Raw genomic sequence first — 15680 nt, 5'->3', positions numbered from 1 at the left:
CTGGAAACCTCAAATCACGGCAAATCGTTGCCGGCCGCAAAGTACACATCGTACCACTGCTGGCGGGTTAAGGTGATGTCGCCAGCTTCGGCGATATCAGCAATGCGTTTGGCATTGGTGGTGCCGGCGATAACTTGTACATCAGGAATCCGCAGCAACCAGGCCGCAGCAATGGCACTGGTATTCGTGTGATATTCATCGGCCAATTGCTTCAAGCTAGCATTCAGCTTCGGGAACTTTGGATTGTCGATGAAGACACCTTCGAAGAAGCCATACTGGAATGGGCTCCAAGCCTGAATGGTCATATCATGCAACCGACTGTATTGATAGATGCTGCCATCATGATCCACTGAGCGGTCATCGGCCATGTTCACATGAATGCCATTGTCTAGCATCCCGGTGTGCATCACCGATAACTGCAGCTGATTGGCCACAAGCGGCTGCTTGACGGCCTTTTTCAGCAGTTCAACCTCCATTGGATTGAAGTTAGAAACGCCGAAGTGCCGGACTTTACCACTGGCTTGCAAGGTATCAAAAGCTTCAGCGACTTCTTCTGGCTCCATCAAAGCATCTGGCCGGTGCAGCAGCAGGGTGTCAAGGTAATCCACCCCTAAGCGGCTCAAACTGCCATCAACGGCTTCAAGAATATGTTCCTTCGAAAAGTCATAGCGCTTGCCCGGGACGATGCCGACTTTGCTTTGCACCAGCACATCTTCGCGGTTAAAGTTGGCGTCGCGCAAGGCTTGGCCAAACAGCGTTTCTGATTTACCCCCGTCATAAATATCAGCATTATCAAAGAAATTAATGCCGGCATCATGAGCGGCTTCCAGTAACTTGGTAGCGCCGGCGCGGTCGAGTTTGGTGATCCGCATGACCCCTAACGCAACGGCGGAAGCTTTCAGGCCAACATGGCCAAGATCGATAGTTTTCATAACATCGCTCCTTTATCCTAGGTCCTCAATTCGACCCGCAGATTCACTTTCATTTTAGCACAGTGAGCGCTTTCGATAAATCTGGGCGCGGCCGCAGGTGGGGTTCGGCGTGGGGTGGTCCTGCTGCGGGGTCGGCTGGAGCCAAAATACGGTCTCCAGCCTCAAATATGAACCGCCATCGCTACGCTCAACGGCGTTTCACATTTGCCCCCAGTCAGGACAGGAATAGCCTGCAAAGCCCGCAGTCTATTCGTGTCCTGACTGTTTCGCGGCTGGACCACCGCGCCCCTCTGCCACGCCAACCCCACCGGCTACATGGCTGTGACACTCATTAAGCTGAGAACGCAGCATCGGTATCATTTAAGGCTTATTGCGAGTGGAAGCGTGACAGCCATTATCGTAAAGACTGCAACTGCAACAGGCCACGTTATCGCTATCGAGCCGGGTTTGGTGGCTGTGGGCGGAGCTGGACGGGGGTCTGGCAGTGAATCGATTAGCGACAGGAAGACCGGCGCGTTTTTGGCGCTAGGCTTCCTGTCGCTAATCGCGGCAGTTTTGAAGACGCATTGGAGCGTAGCGACTGCGGCTTAAAAACTAGGTCCGAGACCGGTTTGTGGCTCGGACCGGCCGCACTGCCAGCGCCCCCGCCAAGCGGAGTCCACTGTCGCCGAACCCAGCGGCCGCAAACTCGGATTGAGAACCTGCGCCGAGTCGGGGTTGAACATGCTATGATGGGGGCAGCAAGATTGGTAAAAGTGGTCAGGGCAGACCACTGAAAAAGGAGCGCGATGGCAATGAGCGAACATGGCTTTGTGGTGATTGGGGCGCAAAGCGTCTTCTTTAGTATCACGAACCTGAAAACTTTGGTGGAAGTCGAGCGCGGCGCGTACCCGGTGTCGATTGGGGAAGATATTTTCGCCACCCATGAAATTCAGCCTGGCACCGTCGATCAGTTGGTGGTGGCGCTGCAAACCATTGATCAGCTGATGACCGACTATGGCGTCAAAAGCTATGACATCATCGGCACCCACAGCTTTTTTGAAGCGAAAAATTCGCAGTTCGTGCGCGACCAGCTCTTCAGTCGCACCGGCCGGCCAGTGGCCACGCTGACTTTATCGCAAGAGTCCTACTACCGCACGCAGGCGGTGCTGGGAAAGTTTCCGCATTTTGACCAAATCACCCAAAAAGGGACGGTGCTGATTGACATCAGTTCCGGTTCCGTTGAGTTAACGGCCTTTGCTAATGGGGAGTTCGGCTTTTCGCGTAACTTGTCGCTTGGCCCGCTGCGGGTGTTTGAAGTGATGGGGGACTTGCAGCGCACGGTGCCAAACCCGACCGAGGTGATGCGGGATTATATCGACAGCCGGTTGGCGGATTTCATGCGCCTGCTGCCGAAAAATCAGCATTATCCGCACATGATTTTGATGGGCAGCGCCTTGTCGGTGTTCAACACTTTGATTCCTAGCGGCGAGGAAATGGTGGAAACCGACCACGAAGGCTTCCGGCTGATCTACCAGGAAGTCGTGCAGGCCAGCGACCAATACTTAAGTGATCATTTTGATTTAACCCCGACGCAAACGGCTCAGGTGCTGCCAACGGTGCTCTTGGTGTACCGACTGCTCAAAACCCTGAATGCTGAGCGGGTCTGGATTTCTAATTTGAAGCTGCTAGATGGCATCGAGCTGTCGGCGGCAGGGGAAGCAGGATCCCAGGCGGCAGCGATTGACCCCACCCGCGAGATTTTGATTTCCGCCCAAAACCTAGCGGATCGTTACCAGGTGGATCCGAAACATCGCGATAGCACGGTTAATTTTGCCTTACAGCTGTTTGACCGGCTGAAGAAGCTGCATGGTTTAGGCAAACGCGAGCGGCTGCTGCTGCAGATTGCGGCGACGGTTAATGACGTGGGGAGCTATGTCGATACCCATAAGCACTACGAACATTCTGAATACATCATCAACTCTTCGGAACTGATGGGCCTGACCATGCCGGAACAACGGATGGTGGCGGCGATTGCGCGCTATCATTCCAGCGATACCCCGCAAACGGACCTGAGCGACTTGCATGAACTCAACTCCACCCGGCGGCTGATTATCGCCAAGCTTTCGGCACTGCTGCGAGTGGCGGATAGTTTGGATGCTTCCCGGCAGCAGAAAATTCAGAAGATTCGCGTTTCGATTCAGCCCACGCGGGTGCTGCTGACGGCCACGGCGACCGATGATGTCGAGCTGGAGCGCTGGACGCTGCAAACCAAAGGTGAGTTCTTCGCGATTGTCTTTGGTCTGCCCATCGAATTGAAAGGAAAGACGCGCTTATGAGCAAAAAATCCATCGATTTTAAAGATAGCAAGTACTACAACAATCGCGAGCTGAGCTGGATTGCCTTCAATGATCGGGTGTTGGAAGAAGCACGGGATAAAACCAACCCGCTGCTGGAGCGCGTGCGTTTTTTAGCCATTACTCAAAGTAACCTCGATGAGTTCTTCAACGTCCGGGTGGCTTCGCTGCGCAAAATGGTCGCCGTCAATTACGACACGCCTGATGCTGCGGGGATGACGCCGCTGCAGCAGCTGACCGCGATTGCCAAAGCTGCTCATGCCATGGTCGATAAGCAATACACCACTTGGAGTCGCTCCCTCGAGCCCCGGCTGGCGGAGCTGGGCATCAAACTCAAGGCGATGGATGAGCTGTCGCCGCATCAGCAGCAGTTCTGCCGCGATTATTTCGAACAGGAATTGTATCCGGTGCTGACTCCCATGGGCGTGGACCCAACCCGGCCGTTTCCATTTTTGGCGAATAACAGCCTGAATCTGGCCATTCGCTTGCAGCGGCCGGAAGACGAAGGCGATGACAACGAGAAGGCGCGGAGCTTTGCCACCGTGCAGATTCCTGACATGTTCCCGCGGGTGCTCCGCCTTCCAGACGGCGAAAATGATTTTATTTTGCTGGAGAACATCATCAAGGCCCATTTGGGGTCGCTATTTGTCGGTGCCACCATCCGGGAAACTGCCTTGTTCCGCGTGACGCGGGATATGGACCTCGATGTGGCGGAAGAGGATGCGTCGGATCTGATGAAAGAGATTCAGTCGCAACTCAAAAAGCGCCAGCGCGGCAAGGTAATGCGGCTAGAAATCGACGCCGAAATGAGCAAGTACCTCAAGAAAAAACTGATCAAAGGCCTTGATATTGAAAAAGAAGCCGACGTCTATGCCATCAAAGGTCCCATCGACTTAAATGTGCTCAGCAAACTGGTCAAGCAGGTGCAAGGGCACAGTGAGCTGCAATATCCGCCATTCACGCCGTATCTGGATCAAAGTCTGATGCAAGGCAACCTGTTCGCTCAAATCCGGGAGCACGATTTGTTCCTGCAGCACCCTTATGATTCCTTCACGCCGGTGGTGGAGTTTATCCATCAGGCGGCGCTGGATCCGCAGGTGCTGGCGGTGAAAATGACGCTGTACCGCGTGTCATCCAAATCGCCGATTATCAGCTATTTGAAGCTGGCGGCACAAAACGGCAAGCAGGTGACGGTGCTGGTTGAGCTGAAGGCGCGCTTTGACGAGGAAAACAACGTCCACTGGGCGCAGGAGCTCGAACGCGCCGGCTGCCACGTCATTTACGGCTTGGTGGGGCTGAAAACTCACTGCAAGCTGGCGCTGGTAGTGCGCCGCGATGAAGACGGCATTCGGCGTTACATGCACATGGCCACTGGGAACTACAACGATGTCACCGCGCGTGTGTATACCGATATGGGCCTATTCACGGCTGATACCGAAATGGGCACCGACGCTTCCAACATCTTTAATATGCTGTCTGGTTTCTCGGAACCGGCGTACTTCAACAAGCTGGTGATTGCCCCGCTGGGTATTCGCGATTTTCTCAAGGAACGCATCGAAGAAGAAATCGCTGAAGCGCAGGCCGGGCGCAAGGCCTTGATTGCGATGAAAATGAACTCGCTGTCAGATAGCGATATGATTGAAGCCTTGTACCGCGCTTCAGCGGCGGGGGTCAAAATTCATTTGATTGTCCGCGGCATTTGCAATCTGCGGGTCGGCATTCCTGGCGTTTCCGAAAACATCACGGTGCATTCGATTGTGGGTCGCTTCCTCGAACACAGCCGGATTTACTATTTCTACGCCGGCGGTGAGGAACACCTGTACTTGTCTTCAGCAGATTTGATGAAGCGCAACCTGTCGCGGCGGGTGGAGCTGTTGTTCCCAATTCTGCAGGATGACATTCATGCCCGGATTTGTGAAATTTTCCAGACCATGTGGGACGACAATGTCAAAACCCGGCTGCTCCAGCCTGACAACTCGTGGGACCGGGTGGACCTGCGCGGGGTCAACAAGCTGGATGCGCAAGCGACCTTCCTGGCGGCGGCGCAGGCCCAAACCGCGGCGCAACTGGCGCACCGGGAAGATAATCAAGAAGACCCGCAAGCCAACCGCCGCTTTACGCCGTTGACGGCGCCGCAAGATGAGGAGGCCGGCGAATGACGCATTTTGGGGTCATTGATTTAGGCAGTAACTCGGCGCGGCTATCCATTTGGCAAATTGATGCCAATCACCAGCCCCATGAAGTGCTCAAACTCAAGGAAATGGTGCGGCTGTCTGAGGACATGGGGCCAGAGCAAACGCTCAAGCCCGCCGCGATTGCCCGGACGTTGGCGGCGCTGCAGCGGTTCAGCACCGCGGCCAAGGCCTTTCCAGCGTTAACCTTGGAGGCTTATGCCACCGCAGCGGTGCGGCAAGCCGGCAACCAAAAAGCGTTTATTCGGCAGGTCAAAGCCGAAACCGGGCTGACCATCACCGTGATTCCCGGCACCCGCGAGGCGGAGTTGGACTATCTCGGGGTGGTCAACACCTTGCCCATCCAAAATGCTTTGATCATGGATACCGGTGGGGCGTCCACTGAGCTCATTTTGGTGCAAAACCGTAAGCTGATTCACCGCGTGTCGCTACCAGTAGGCTCGGTGAACTTATCGGAGCGTTTTTTGGACGCTGATGTGGTGCGGCCGGCGCAGCTGTTCAACCTGATTACCGAATTTTCCAGCATGCTCAATGGCATTTGGTGGCTGCGCAAGGCCTTGAATCTGCCGATTGTGGCGCTGGGCGGCTCCAATCGGACGTTGGCCAAAATTCAGCGGCGGCGCGAGCAGCGGGGCAGTTATGAAGATATTCATGGCTACCGCATGGCCACCACTGCCGCGAACAAGATTTATGCCGACATCTTGGACAAAGACCTAGCGGCGCGCAAAGAAGTGCCTGGCTTGTCCAAGTTTCGGGCGGATATCATTGTCGGCGGGTTGACGCCTGTGATTACGATGATTCGCTATCTCGACAGCGACCGGCTGCTGTTTTCTCAGTACGGCTTGCGCGAAGGGGCGCTGTATAGCTATTTGAATGCCAACGAGTTAGGCCAAGAAGCGTGACTGCAAAAGCTTTCCTTAAATCCCGGCTGGGCTGCTTTCGCTGCCAAGCCGGGTTTGGTATAACTGGGGTATTAAAAAACGAATGGAGCAATGATCATGAAAAAAGGCTTATTCACCTTAATGGCGGCTGCCGCCTTTGCGTTGGTGGCAGCTGCCACCCAAGCGGCGCCAGTGCATGCGGATGAAACCTGGGCCCCAGTGGCCACCTTGGGGGTGTCGCTGACCGCCGATCAGAAAACCGGCACTTTGAACACGTTGGAAAATGCGGCCAATGTGACTAACCCCAGCGAATTGACGGTTAATGGAAACACCTTGGTCAAATACCTCAACCCTGCCGGCAGTACCTTCACTGCGAACTCTGGCGTGTGGTCGAGCGCCTTGGTGCAAAAAACCAGTAGCGGCGGCATCAACGTCACGATCGTGAACTATAACGGCACTAACAACATCACCACCATCACGGCTGATCAGTACCGCAATGCGGCCCTGACCGCTGGGGTGACGAATGCGAATATTTACATCACGTCGGCGGTGCGGATTGACGGCTCCGGCGCCTTGGCTGGTGTTTATGCGGCTTTTGCGCAAAACGGTCAAACCCTGAATTCGGCGCAAATCACGGCGGCGCAGGATGAAGTCAACACGCTTTCTGGCATCACGTCGGCGAACAAAGACAAGGATGGGTATTCCGATAAGCAGCTTAACAACGCGGTGGCGGGGATGAAGTCTCAAATGGCCAGTCAAAGCAATAATGGCTCCCAAACCCTGTCGCAAAATCAAATCGGCAATATTGTCGATTCGCAGCTCAAAGACAACCAACTGGCCGGGGTCATCAACAACAACCAGCGGACTCAAATCATCAATTTGCTGGTCAAGATTCAAAACTCCGGTGCGTTGAAGAGCAGTGATTTTAAGGCTCAGGCCCAAAAACTGATGTCCAGCATTCAAGACAGTGCCAAGAACCTCTTCAGCAAACTAAAAGGTTTGGACACCCAAGAGAACCGCAACTTACTGCAGAAAATTTGGGATGGCATTGTTAGTTTCTTTAGCCAGATTGTGGCTTGGGTCCAAGGGCTGTTCAACTAGCTAGAGGCAACGCTGACGGCGCGCGGGCAAACGCAGCCAGTGAATGTGATACAGCATGAAAAAGGGATGGGTGCATGATTACCACAGTTGATAAAGTGTTTTTGGTCCTTTATGCGCTGACCGCAGCGGTGATGTTCTACCTGGCTGGCGTTCAGTTTGGTGCCGCTTGGTTTGGCCGCTACAGCGACACCGCCGACATCTGGATCAGCTTGCTATGGTTGGTGCCGGCTTTCATGGCACTGGCGCAATTGGGCCGTGAAGTTTGGCGCCTGCTCGGGCTGCGAGCCAAGCAACCCGAGCAATAAGCAGAATCAAAAGGCACGCCTCGCAGGGGGCGTGCCTTTTTTGCCTAAAAACCAGGCTATTTAGTTTCGTTGCAAACGCGATACGTCAAGGTCACGAATTGATCATGCTGCGCGGTCGTTTCCAGCTTCAGCGGCACATCCGTCAGGTTACTGGTGACTAAGCTGATGCCATCCCCCAAGAGCACTGGGGCAATGGTGATGATCAGCTGATCGATTAAGTTGGCCTTCAGTAATTCGGTGAAGATATCAGCGCCACCGACCAGCCAAATGTCATGGCCTTTTTTGGCTTTGAGCTGCCGCACGAACTCGGGGATGTTGCCAGCCACCACTGTCGTAGGATCATCAGTATCGTGCAGGGTGGTGGAGAAGACATAGCTTTCCTTGTCTTGATAAGGATAGGTGCCAGCTAACCGCAAGGCGCGCTGGTAGGTTTTGCGACCCATCAGCACGGTGTCGATTTGTTGATAAAAAGTCTGATAGGCGGCATCGGCCGCTGATGAATTCAGCCGGCTCAACCACTTGGTGCCGCCATCTGGTTCGGCAATGAAGCCATCCAGACTTTCAGTTAGATATAAAATCACTTTTCGTTCAGACATACTGCCACCTGCTTTCCTTTGTTACGTTAATTATATCACAAAAGAAAGCGGTTTCTCCGTTACTTTCGCGACCAAAGATCCATGCTGACTTCCGCCAGAATGTGCCCGGCCATCGCATGGCGCGCTTCGTTGAGCCAAAACCCGTCACTCAGCGGTAGCGTGGTATCAAGCGCAAACACCGTAAGGGTGTAGACGTGATCGGCATTCGGTGGCTGCGGACCGACGTAACCTGTGGCCGTCACTGGGTCCGTGTTGCCGACCATGGCGCCGGAGGAAGAGTTGTGGCCTTGCACCATCGGCGTGAGGCCAGTGTGGCTGGCATTTTCCGCGATGGTGGTGGTTGCGGCCGGAATATTCACGGCGACCCAGTGAATCCAGGGGAAACCAGAGACTGGCACGGCATCGAAATCAATCAGCTGCAGCGCAAACGTTTGCGTCCCTGCCGGCGCCTCCGCGATGGTAATGGGAAAACTGCGGGTGGGCGTACCCTGGTGTTGATCCGCCGGCGAGGCATACTTACCGAACCGGTCAGCGAGGTAACCATTTGTTGTTGGCACGGTGATTTTCATCCTGAAGACTCCTTTACATGTATAATTAAACTTAGCATAGCACTTTCAATTAGGCAGTGAGGCACTACAGTACTTAGATACCATCATGAAAAGGAGTTAGTCCGATGCCAGTTTATGACCAGCATGTGCACACCTATTTTTCCTTCGATTCCTCCGCACAATTTGAGGATTATCTGGCCCAAACCGAGCAGCCCTTTGTGACTACCGATCACTTGGAGCTTAGCAATCCCGATGATGGCGGCGGGGATGACAAGCCAGATTTTGCCGCGTATCAGGCTAAGCTCAAGGTGCTGCATCAGCAGTACCCCAATCAGCTGCTGCGCGGGGTTGAATGTGGGTATTTTGCCCCGCGGGCCGCTGACCTCGCAGCATACCTCGCGGCAGGCGACTATGATTTGGTGCTGCTAAGTTTTCACCATGACGGCCAGTACGATTATCAAAATCCTTATTTCAAAACGGTTGACCAAAAAGCGCATGTTCAGGCCTATTATCAGCGCATGCTCAGCGGCCTCAAGCAGGCCAACTTTGGCGATGTGCTGGCACATTTTGATTACGGCTTGCGGGTGCTGGACGTCACGCCGGCTCAACTAACGGCGTGGGCGAAGCCACAACTGCTGGAAATTCTGCGGCTGCTCGTTTCGAAGCACATGGCCTTGGAAGTGAATACCAAGTCACTGTATCGCTGGCAAAATGCCCCGCTGTATGAGTTGGTGCTACCATGGTACCAGCAGGTCGGTGGCGAGCTTTTGACCTTAGGCAGTGATGCGCATACCCCGGATAAGTTTCAAACCGAATTTCCAGCGGCCAAAGCCCTGATCAAGCGTGCCGGTTTTAGTCAATTAGCGGTTTATCATCAGCATCAACCAACGCTAGTGGCATTTTAAATAAAGGAGTTAACATCTTGGACGAAACCATTACGAAGTTATTAGAAGTCGTTAAAAGCAACTACGCCATGCCCATTGAGGTGGCGGTGGCAGGCGAAGCTTCTGGTCAGCTCAATCACAGCCAGTCGGCGCAAAAACTCCTAGCCAATGGCCATTTGGAAGTGCGCGTCACGGACACGACGGCGCCTGATTACACTTTGAGTCATGAACTCATGCACATGCTGTTGATTACCACTGGTTTTCCGCAGCTTCAATACCACCTGGCCAGCGGCGAACCGGCGCTGGATCAACAGTTTTTCGCCGTCAGTACGGCATTGTACGATGCAGCGTTGCATGATCTGATTCGCCAGTGGCAAGCCGAGCACGGCATCTTAACCGCTGAGGTGATGACAGCCTTGGCTGCCGGGGTCGAGGCGGCGCTGCCTGCCGTTGATGAATTAAATGATGGCTTGCTGGTTTACTGCACAATGACCTTACTTGATGCCTTAGTCATGTTTGAAGGCGGCAGCAAGGCCCAGCAGAAGCATTGGAGCCATGATTATCCGCAGGCGATGACCTTGGCGCAGAGTTTGTATGCCACGCTTACCAGCAAAAAGCACGCCACGCCATTTGATTTTCGCCGGCTGGTGGTGCGTTTGTGGCGTCAATTCGATGAGATGCTGCAGCACGCCGGTTTCCAGCCGACTGTCAACGCCGAATTTGCCACTTTGCCGCCGGTGCTGTCCGAGCGCCAGTTGCGGCTGGCGGTCAATCAGACCTATGAACTGCTCCACAGTGAAATGCGGGACCTGGAAACCAAAAAGCGGGCCTATGTTGCCATGGGCAAAGGCGATGGTCAAAACGCCTTTGTTCTGCCTGTGGGGGATTTGAGTCCGGAAGGGTTCCAGCAGCTGTACCAGGCGCCGTTGAAAACGATTTTGAATCAGTATGACATTGATTACGCCATCCGCGACTAAGGAGGCCCGGCATGTTTGATTTGAAACAAGCAGTTGCTAACGCTCATTTCGTCACGTTTTTGACTGGGGCCGGGGTGTCAACCGCTTCCGGCATTCCCGATTACCGGAGTAAAGGCGGTTTGTATGCTGATTTGGCCAGTCCGGAAGAAGCGTTGTCGATTGAGAATCTGCAGCAGCATCACCTGGCTTTTCACGACTGGGTCACCAAGAAAATGTACTATCCTGATGCCAAGCCCAACGTGATTCACGAAAAAATGGCGCAGATCACCAATGCCAAAGGCGCTATTGTCACGCAGAACGTGGACGGCTTGCATCAGCGCGGCGGCGCCAAGCACGTGGTAGAGTTTCATGGCAACTTGTACCGTATTTATTGCCAGACTTGCGGTCAGCAAATCGACTATCAAACTTACCTGCAGTCGGATGGCCACGCCGAAGATGGCGGTATTTTCCGGCCTGATATTGTGCTTTATGGGGAACCCATCAAACCTGATGTGATCAACGCGGCAGTTGAAGCCGTGGCCAAGGCGGATTTGCTTGTGGTGGTGGGGACCAGTTTTCAGGTCTATCCCTTCGCCGGGCTGCTTCAAATGGCCCAATCGGACGCCGTGCTGGCCGCGGTTAACCGCGAGCCCATCAGTCTGCCCGCTGGTGCCCATATGGTGGTGGGGGATGCGACGACGGTGTTCGCGGCATTGTAGGAGGAAATGATGGTCAAAGCCTTAACAGTCGGGTTGGTCGAAACTGCTTCTGGGTTTCTGCTGATTAACCGGCAAAAGCCGCCTTACCGGGGATTATGGAACGGCCTAGGCGGTAAAGTTGAGTCTGGCGAAACACCGCTGGCTGGCATGCAGCGCGAACTCGCTGAAGAATGTGGCCTCCACTTGCCGCAAGCCGCCTTTACCGCTGGCGGCTTGGTGCACTGGTATGTTGATGGCAGCTTGCGCGGTGAGCTGTATTTGTATACCGCTAAAACCGACCGGAAGTTTGCCCAGCCGCTGGCCACCCGCGAAGGCATCGTCGCCGCTATGGATCGCGCTTGGCTGCTCGCGTCGGACAACCTGGGTCTGGTGCCGGACCTCGCGCCACTGCTGCCGGCGCTGCTAGCCGGGGAAGCGCAGACCTATCGCTCGGACTTCACCGGTGATCATTTTGATGGTCTAGAGGTGCTAGCGCATGATTGACGTGGGGCTCACCGCCGTGGCTGATCATCCCAGCTTGGCCAGCGGTAAAGCCAGCAGCTTGGCGGATCTGGCGGCGGTGTTTCCAGTGGTTGAGCTGGATACCACCTACTATAATGTGCCCAGCCAGGCGGTAGTCACCAATTGGTTGAAGCAAGTGCCGGCCGGCTTTCAATTTATTGTCAAAGCGACCCAGGCCATGTCGGCCCACAAGGTGGAAGAGGGCCATGACGCCGGCGCAGAATTCACTGGCTTGCGGCGAGCGTTGGCGCCGATGATTGAGCGCCAGCAGCTGGCTGCGATTTTGTTTCAGCTACCGCCGTATTTTGGCGTGTCCGCCACCAATATTCATGTGTTGCGGCGCATCAAGCTGCTGTACCCGGATTTACCCGTGGCGATTGAGTTCCGTAACGCCGGCTGGTATTTGCCGGAATATCGGGCGCAAACGCTGGACCTGCTGCGGACGCTGGGTTTCATTCATGTAGTGGCGGATGAACCACAAAGCGCGGCCGGCAGTGTGCCACTAGTGGCGGAAGCGACCAATGAGGCTTTGACCATCATGCGCCTGCATGGCCGTAACCTCGCTGGTTGGCAGCGCGGCGGCGCGCAGTGGCGCAGCCAGCGCACGAACTATCGCTACTCGGCTGAAGAGCTGCAAGCACTTGGCAGGGTGGCCCAAAATTTGGCCAGTCAGCGCGTGATGGTCATTTTCAACAACAACGGTGGCCACGATGCCGCCGATAATGCGCAGCAATTCATTGCCCAGCAAGGTTTGCACTACAATAATTTGGGGCCCCACCAATTGGATTTGTTCTAGCGGGTAGGCGCCAATATGCTATACTTAAGGCAATTTAGCGCCTGTCGTCATTTCGACAGGCGATGCTCAGGAGGCACACTTTTCATGGCAAAACCCACGTTTTATGTCACCACGCCGATTTACTATCCATCTGGTAAGCTTCATATCGGCAATGCATACACGACCATTGCAGCCGACGTCCTCGCGCGTTACAAGCGCCTGACCGGCTACGACGTTTTCTTCTTGACCGGCACCGATGAGCACGGTTTGAAAATCGAGCAAAAAGCGGACAAGCTCGGCATCACCCCGCAGGCCTTCGTCGACGGGATGGTGACGCAGATCAAGCAATTATGGAAAATGCTTGAAATCACCAATGACAAATTCATCCGCACCACCGACAAAGAACATGTGGCAGCGGTGCAAAAAATCGTTGAGCGCCTGATCAAGCAAGGCGACGTGTATCTTGGTGAATACACCGGCTGGTACTCGGTGGAAGATGAAGAATACTTCACCGAACCTCAGCTGGCCGAAGTTTACCGCGATAAAGACGGCAAGGTCATCGGCGGCAAGGCGCCATCTGGTCATGACGTCAAGCTGGTCCATGAGCCAAGCTACTTCTTCCGGATGAGCAAGTACACCGACCGGTTGTTGAAGTTCTACGACGAGCACCCTGATTTCATTCAGCCGGCTTCGCGTAAAACCGAAATGATCAACAACTTCATCAAACCTGGCCTGGAAGACCTCGCCATGAGTCGCACTAGCTTCAACTGGGGCGTGCCGATTCCTAGTGACCCGAAGCATGTGGTGTATGTCTGGGTGGACGCACTGCTCAACTATATCACCGCGCTGGGTTACGGCTCAGATGACACCACCTTGTTTGACAAGTACTGGCCAGCAGATGTCCAGTTGATTGGGAAAGAAATCGTGCGGTTCCACACCATTTACTGGCCAATCATCTTATTTGCCCTGGATCTCCCGCTACCAAAGAAGATTTACGGCCATGGCTGGTTAGTGATGAAAGATGGCAAGATGTCCAAATCCAAGGGCAATGCCATTTATCCCGAAATGATCGTTAAGCGCTATGGCCTTGATGCCTTGCGTTACTACCTGATGCGGGCCATTCCGTTTGGCAATGACGGGATCTTCACACCGGAAGACTTCATTGACCGGATTAATTTTGATTTGGCCAATGACTTGGGCAACTTGTTGAATCGGACTGTGGCGATGATCAACAAGTATGAAGATGGTATTTTACCTGACCTGAGCCAAACCGAAGCCACCGAATTTGACGCCGACCTTGAGGCTGTCGCCAAAACCGCCATTGCGAAGTATGGCGATTTGATGAACAACCTGCAGTTCTCTGACGCCTTGGACGCCGCCTGGAAGCTGGTCGCGCGTGCGAATAAGTACATCGATGAAACCGAGCCTTGGACCCTGGCCAAAGATCCCGCCAAAAAGGCCCAGCTGGCCAGTGTCATGGGGCACCTGGCCGAAAGCTTGCGCCTGATTGCGCTCTTAATTCAGCCAGTGATGACCCATGCGCCGAAGCAGATGTTCGAACAATTGGGCATGGATCCGGCGCTGGAAGCCCAGCAACAGCTGGAATGGGGCCATCTGCCCGCCGGCAATCGCATCGCCGAACAAGGCACGCCAATTTTCCCACGGCTTGATGTCGAGGAAGAAGTGGCCTACATCAAGGCCCAAATGCAGCCGCCGAAGAAACAGGCGACAGTGGACGAAAAGACCCGCAAAGGCGAAATCGACTTCAAGACTTTTGACAAGTCGGAAATCCGTGTGGCCGAAATCCTGAATGTGGAAAAGGTCCGCGGCGCCGATAAGCTCCTGAAGTTCACCTTGGATGCTGGGGACGAAGGTACACGCCAGATTTTGTCCGGCATCGCCGAGTATTACCCCCAGTTCAAGCAACTGATCGGCAAGAAGGTTATGGCGGTGGTCAACTTGAAGCCGCGGAAGCTTAAAGGCGAAATCAGTGAAGGCATGTTGCTTTCTTCTGAAGACAATGCCGGTCACATCACCTTACTCGAAGTCGCTGCTGGCATTCAAAATGGTAGCCTCGTCGGTTAACTTAAATTACAATATCCACTCAAAGCTCGGCTGCGGCCGGGCTTTTTGTGTGGACGGTGCCGCGGGGTGCGACGGTGGGCTCCGCTTGGCCGGGGGGCTGGCGGTGCGGCCGTTCCGAGCCTAAACTCGGTCTCGGACCTAGTTTTGAAGCCGCAGTCGCTGCGCTCCGCTGCGTCTTCAAAACTGCCGCGATTAGCTCTGGGAAGCCCAGCGCCAAACCCGCGCCGGTCTTCCTGTCGCTAATCGTTTCACTGCCAGCCCCCCGTCAAGCTCCGCCCACCGCCTCACCCCGCTAGTTAACAGGCGGAGGTTGGACTTTCCTTTAGCAGTTCGCCATGTTATTCACGTTGGGGCTGGATCTGGCGGCCAGCAAGCCTAAAGTGACTGTTTAATCGTAGTGACCGATATTTGCAATGTAGCAGGGCAGCAAAAAAGCGAACCGACCGCAGTCAGTTCGCTTGGTGAAGCATTAGCATGTTTTGCCATCGACCATGACGCCCTGCTTGAAAGCGGCAAGCACGTCGGCACCGTTAGCGGTGCCGACGCTGCTGTCAAGGGCGTGGGCGTTGTCGCTGATGCTGATGGCACCACCTTCAAAGTCCATTTTTAAGCCGGGATTGAAGAACAGCATTTCGTAGTCAGACGTGTACAAGTGGAGGCCGGCGGCGTTTTCTAGTGTAACGTCATAATCAGGGTCAGGTTGATCGAGAATGATCAGCGAGAACTTGGTGCCGATGCTACAAGCGCCGCCTTGAAGGGAATAGCGCCCACCGCCATCATCGGCGATGAGTAGAATTGTTTTGTCGGCATAGCCGTTTTGGCGCATCCGGGAAACGAAAGAATCAGAAAGCTGAATCGTGGCCATAAAA

15 protein-coding genes are annotated in these 15680 nt (G+C 54.5%); 11 read left to right on the top strand and 4 right to left on the bottom strand.

Features of this window, described 5'->3' with window-relative positions; all coding sequences use genetic code 11:
- Positions 1–14: 14 nt before the first annotated feature.
- Complete coding sequence (locus tag JUF11_RS05010; protein WP_204118619.1) at positions 15–932, bottom strand: aldo/keto reductase; 918 nt, start codon at positions 930–932, stop codon at positions 15–17.
- 788 nt (positions 933–1720) lie between these two features.
- Here JUF11_RS05010 and JUF11_RS05005 point away from each other — a divergent pair.
- The 5 genes from JUF11_RS05005 to JUF11_RS04985 all read left to right on the top strand — a co-directional run bounded on the left by JUF11_RS05005 (position 1721) and on the right by JUF11_RS04985 (position 7747).
- Positions 1721–3250: a Ppx/GppA phosphatase family protein gene (locus JUF11_RS05005; protein WP_204118618.1), complete on the top strand. Its 1530-nt coding sequence runs from the start codon at positions 1721–1723 to the stop codon at positions 3248–3250.
- Positions 3247–5427: an RNA degradosome polyphosphate kinase gene (locus tag JUF11_RS05000; RefSeq protein WP_204118617.1), complete on the top strand. Its 2181-nt coding sequence runs from the start codon at positions 3247–3249 to the stop codon at positions 5425–5427. Before JUF11_RS05005 ends, JUF11_RS05000 begins: the two co-directional genes overlap by 4 nt.
- The gene (locus tag JUF11_RS04995; RefSeq protein ID WP_204118616.1) at positions 5424–6362 is read left to right on the top strand and encodes a Ppx/GppA family phosphatase; all 939 of its coding nucleotides are present in this window, start codon (positions 5424–5426) and stop codon (positions 6360–6362) included. Before JUF11_RS05000 ends, JUF11_RS04995 begins: the two co-directional genes overlap by 4 nt.
- Positions 6363–6458: 96 nt before the next feature.
- On the top strand, positions 6459–7442 hold the full coding sequence (locus JUF11_RS04990; protein ID WP_204118615.1) for a DUF1002 domain-containing protein: 984 nt from the start codon (positions 6459–6461) through the stop codon (positions 7440–7442).
- Between the two features lie 74 nt (positions 7443–7516).
- Positions 7517–7747, top strand: coding sequence for a hypothetical protein (locus tag JUF11_RS04985; protein ID WP_204118614.1), 231 nt, complete (start codon positions 7517–7519; stop codon positions 7745–7747).
- A 56-nt stretch (positions 7748–7803) separates the two neighbouring features.
- On the opposite strand, the gene JUF11_RS04980 is transcribed toward JUF11_RS04985, so the two are convergent.
- Both JUF11_RS04980 and JUF11_RS04975 read right to left on the bottom strand, forming a co-directional pair.
- Entirely contained in the window at positions 7804–8343 is a 540-nt protein-coding gene (locus JUF11_RS04980; protein WP_204118613.1) for a dihydrofolate reductase family protein, read from the bottom strand.
- A gap of 59 nt (positions 8344–8402) precedes the next feature.
- Positions 8403–8912, bottom strand: coding sequence for a YbhB/YbcL family Raf kinase inhibitor-like protein (locus JUF11_RS04975; protein ID WP_204118612.1), 510 nt, complete (start codon positions 8910–8912; stop codon positions 8403–8405).
- Between the two features lie 104 nt (positions 8913–9016).
- On the opposite strand from JUF11_RS04975, the gene JUF11_RS04970 reads away from it, so the two are divergent.
- From JUF11_RS04970 to metG, 6 genes are all read left to right on the top strand, one after another.
- Positions 9017–9796: a PHP domain-containing protein gene (locus tag JUF11_RS04970; protein WP_204118611.1), complete on the top strand. Its 780-nt coding sequence runs from the start codon at positions 9017–9019 to the stop codon at positions 9794–9796.
- A 17-nt stretch (positions 9797–9813) separates the two neighbouring features.
- Entirely contained in the window at positions 9814–10752 is a 939-nt protein-coding gene (locus tag JUF11_RS04965) for a hypothetical protein (protein ID WP_236000444.1), read from the top strand.
- A gap of 11 nt (positions 10753–10763) precedes the next feature.
- Positions 10764–11450, top strand: a complete 687-nt coding sequence (locus JUF11_RS04960) for an NAD-dependent protein deacylase (protein ID WP_204118610.1) — start codon at positions 10764–10766, stop codon at positions 11448–11450.
- A gap of 9 nt (positions 11451–11459) precedes the next feature.
- On the top strand, positions 11460–11933 hold the full coding sequence (locus tag JUF11_RS04955; protein ID WP_204118609.1) for an NUDIX domain-containing protein: 474 nt from the start codon (positions 11460–11462) through the stop codon (positions 11931–11933).
- Positions 11926–12747 carry a DUF72 domain-containing protein gene (locus JUF11_RS04950; RefSeq protein ID WP_204118608.1) on the top strand — a complete coding sequence of 274 codons (822 nt, stop codon included), beginning with the start codon at positions 11926–11928 and terminating at the stop codon, positions 12745–12747. The genes JUF11_RS04955 and JUF11_RS04950 overlap by 8 nt, the downstream gene beginning before the upstream one ends.
- Before the next feature lie 84 nt (positions 12748–12831).
- Positions 12832–14811: a methionine--tRNA ligase gene (gene metG, locus JUF11_RS04945; protein WP_204118607.1), complete on the top strand. Its 1980-nt coding sequence runs from the start codon at positions 12832–12834 to the stop codon at positions 14809–14811.
- Between the two features lie 469 nt (positions 14812–15280).
- Here metG and JUF11_RS04940 read toward each other — a convergent pair whose 3' ends face one another.
- Positions 15281–15676, bottom strand: a complete 396-nt coding sequence (locus tag JUF11_RS04940; RefSeq protein ID WP_204118606.1) for an iron-sulfur cluster biosynthesis family protein — start codon at positions 15674–15676, stop codon at positions 15281–15283.
- Positions 15677–15680: the final 4 nt, after the last annotated feature.

This window comes from Lacticaseibacillus suilingensis (assembly GCF_016861845.1).
GTDB lineage: Bacteria > Bacillota > Bacilli > Lactobacillales > Lactobacillaceae > Lacticaseibacillus > Lacticaseibacillus suilingensis.
The sequence above is the reverse complement of the archived record's forward strand: the minus strand, read 5'-3'. Positions and strand labels throughout refer to the sequence as shown.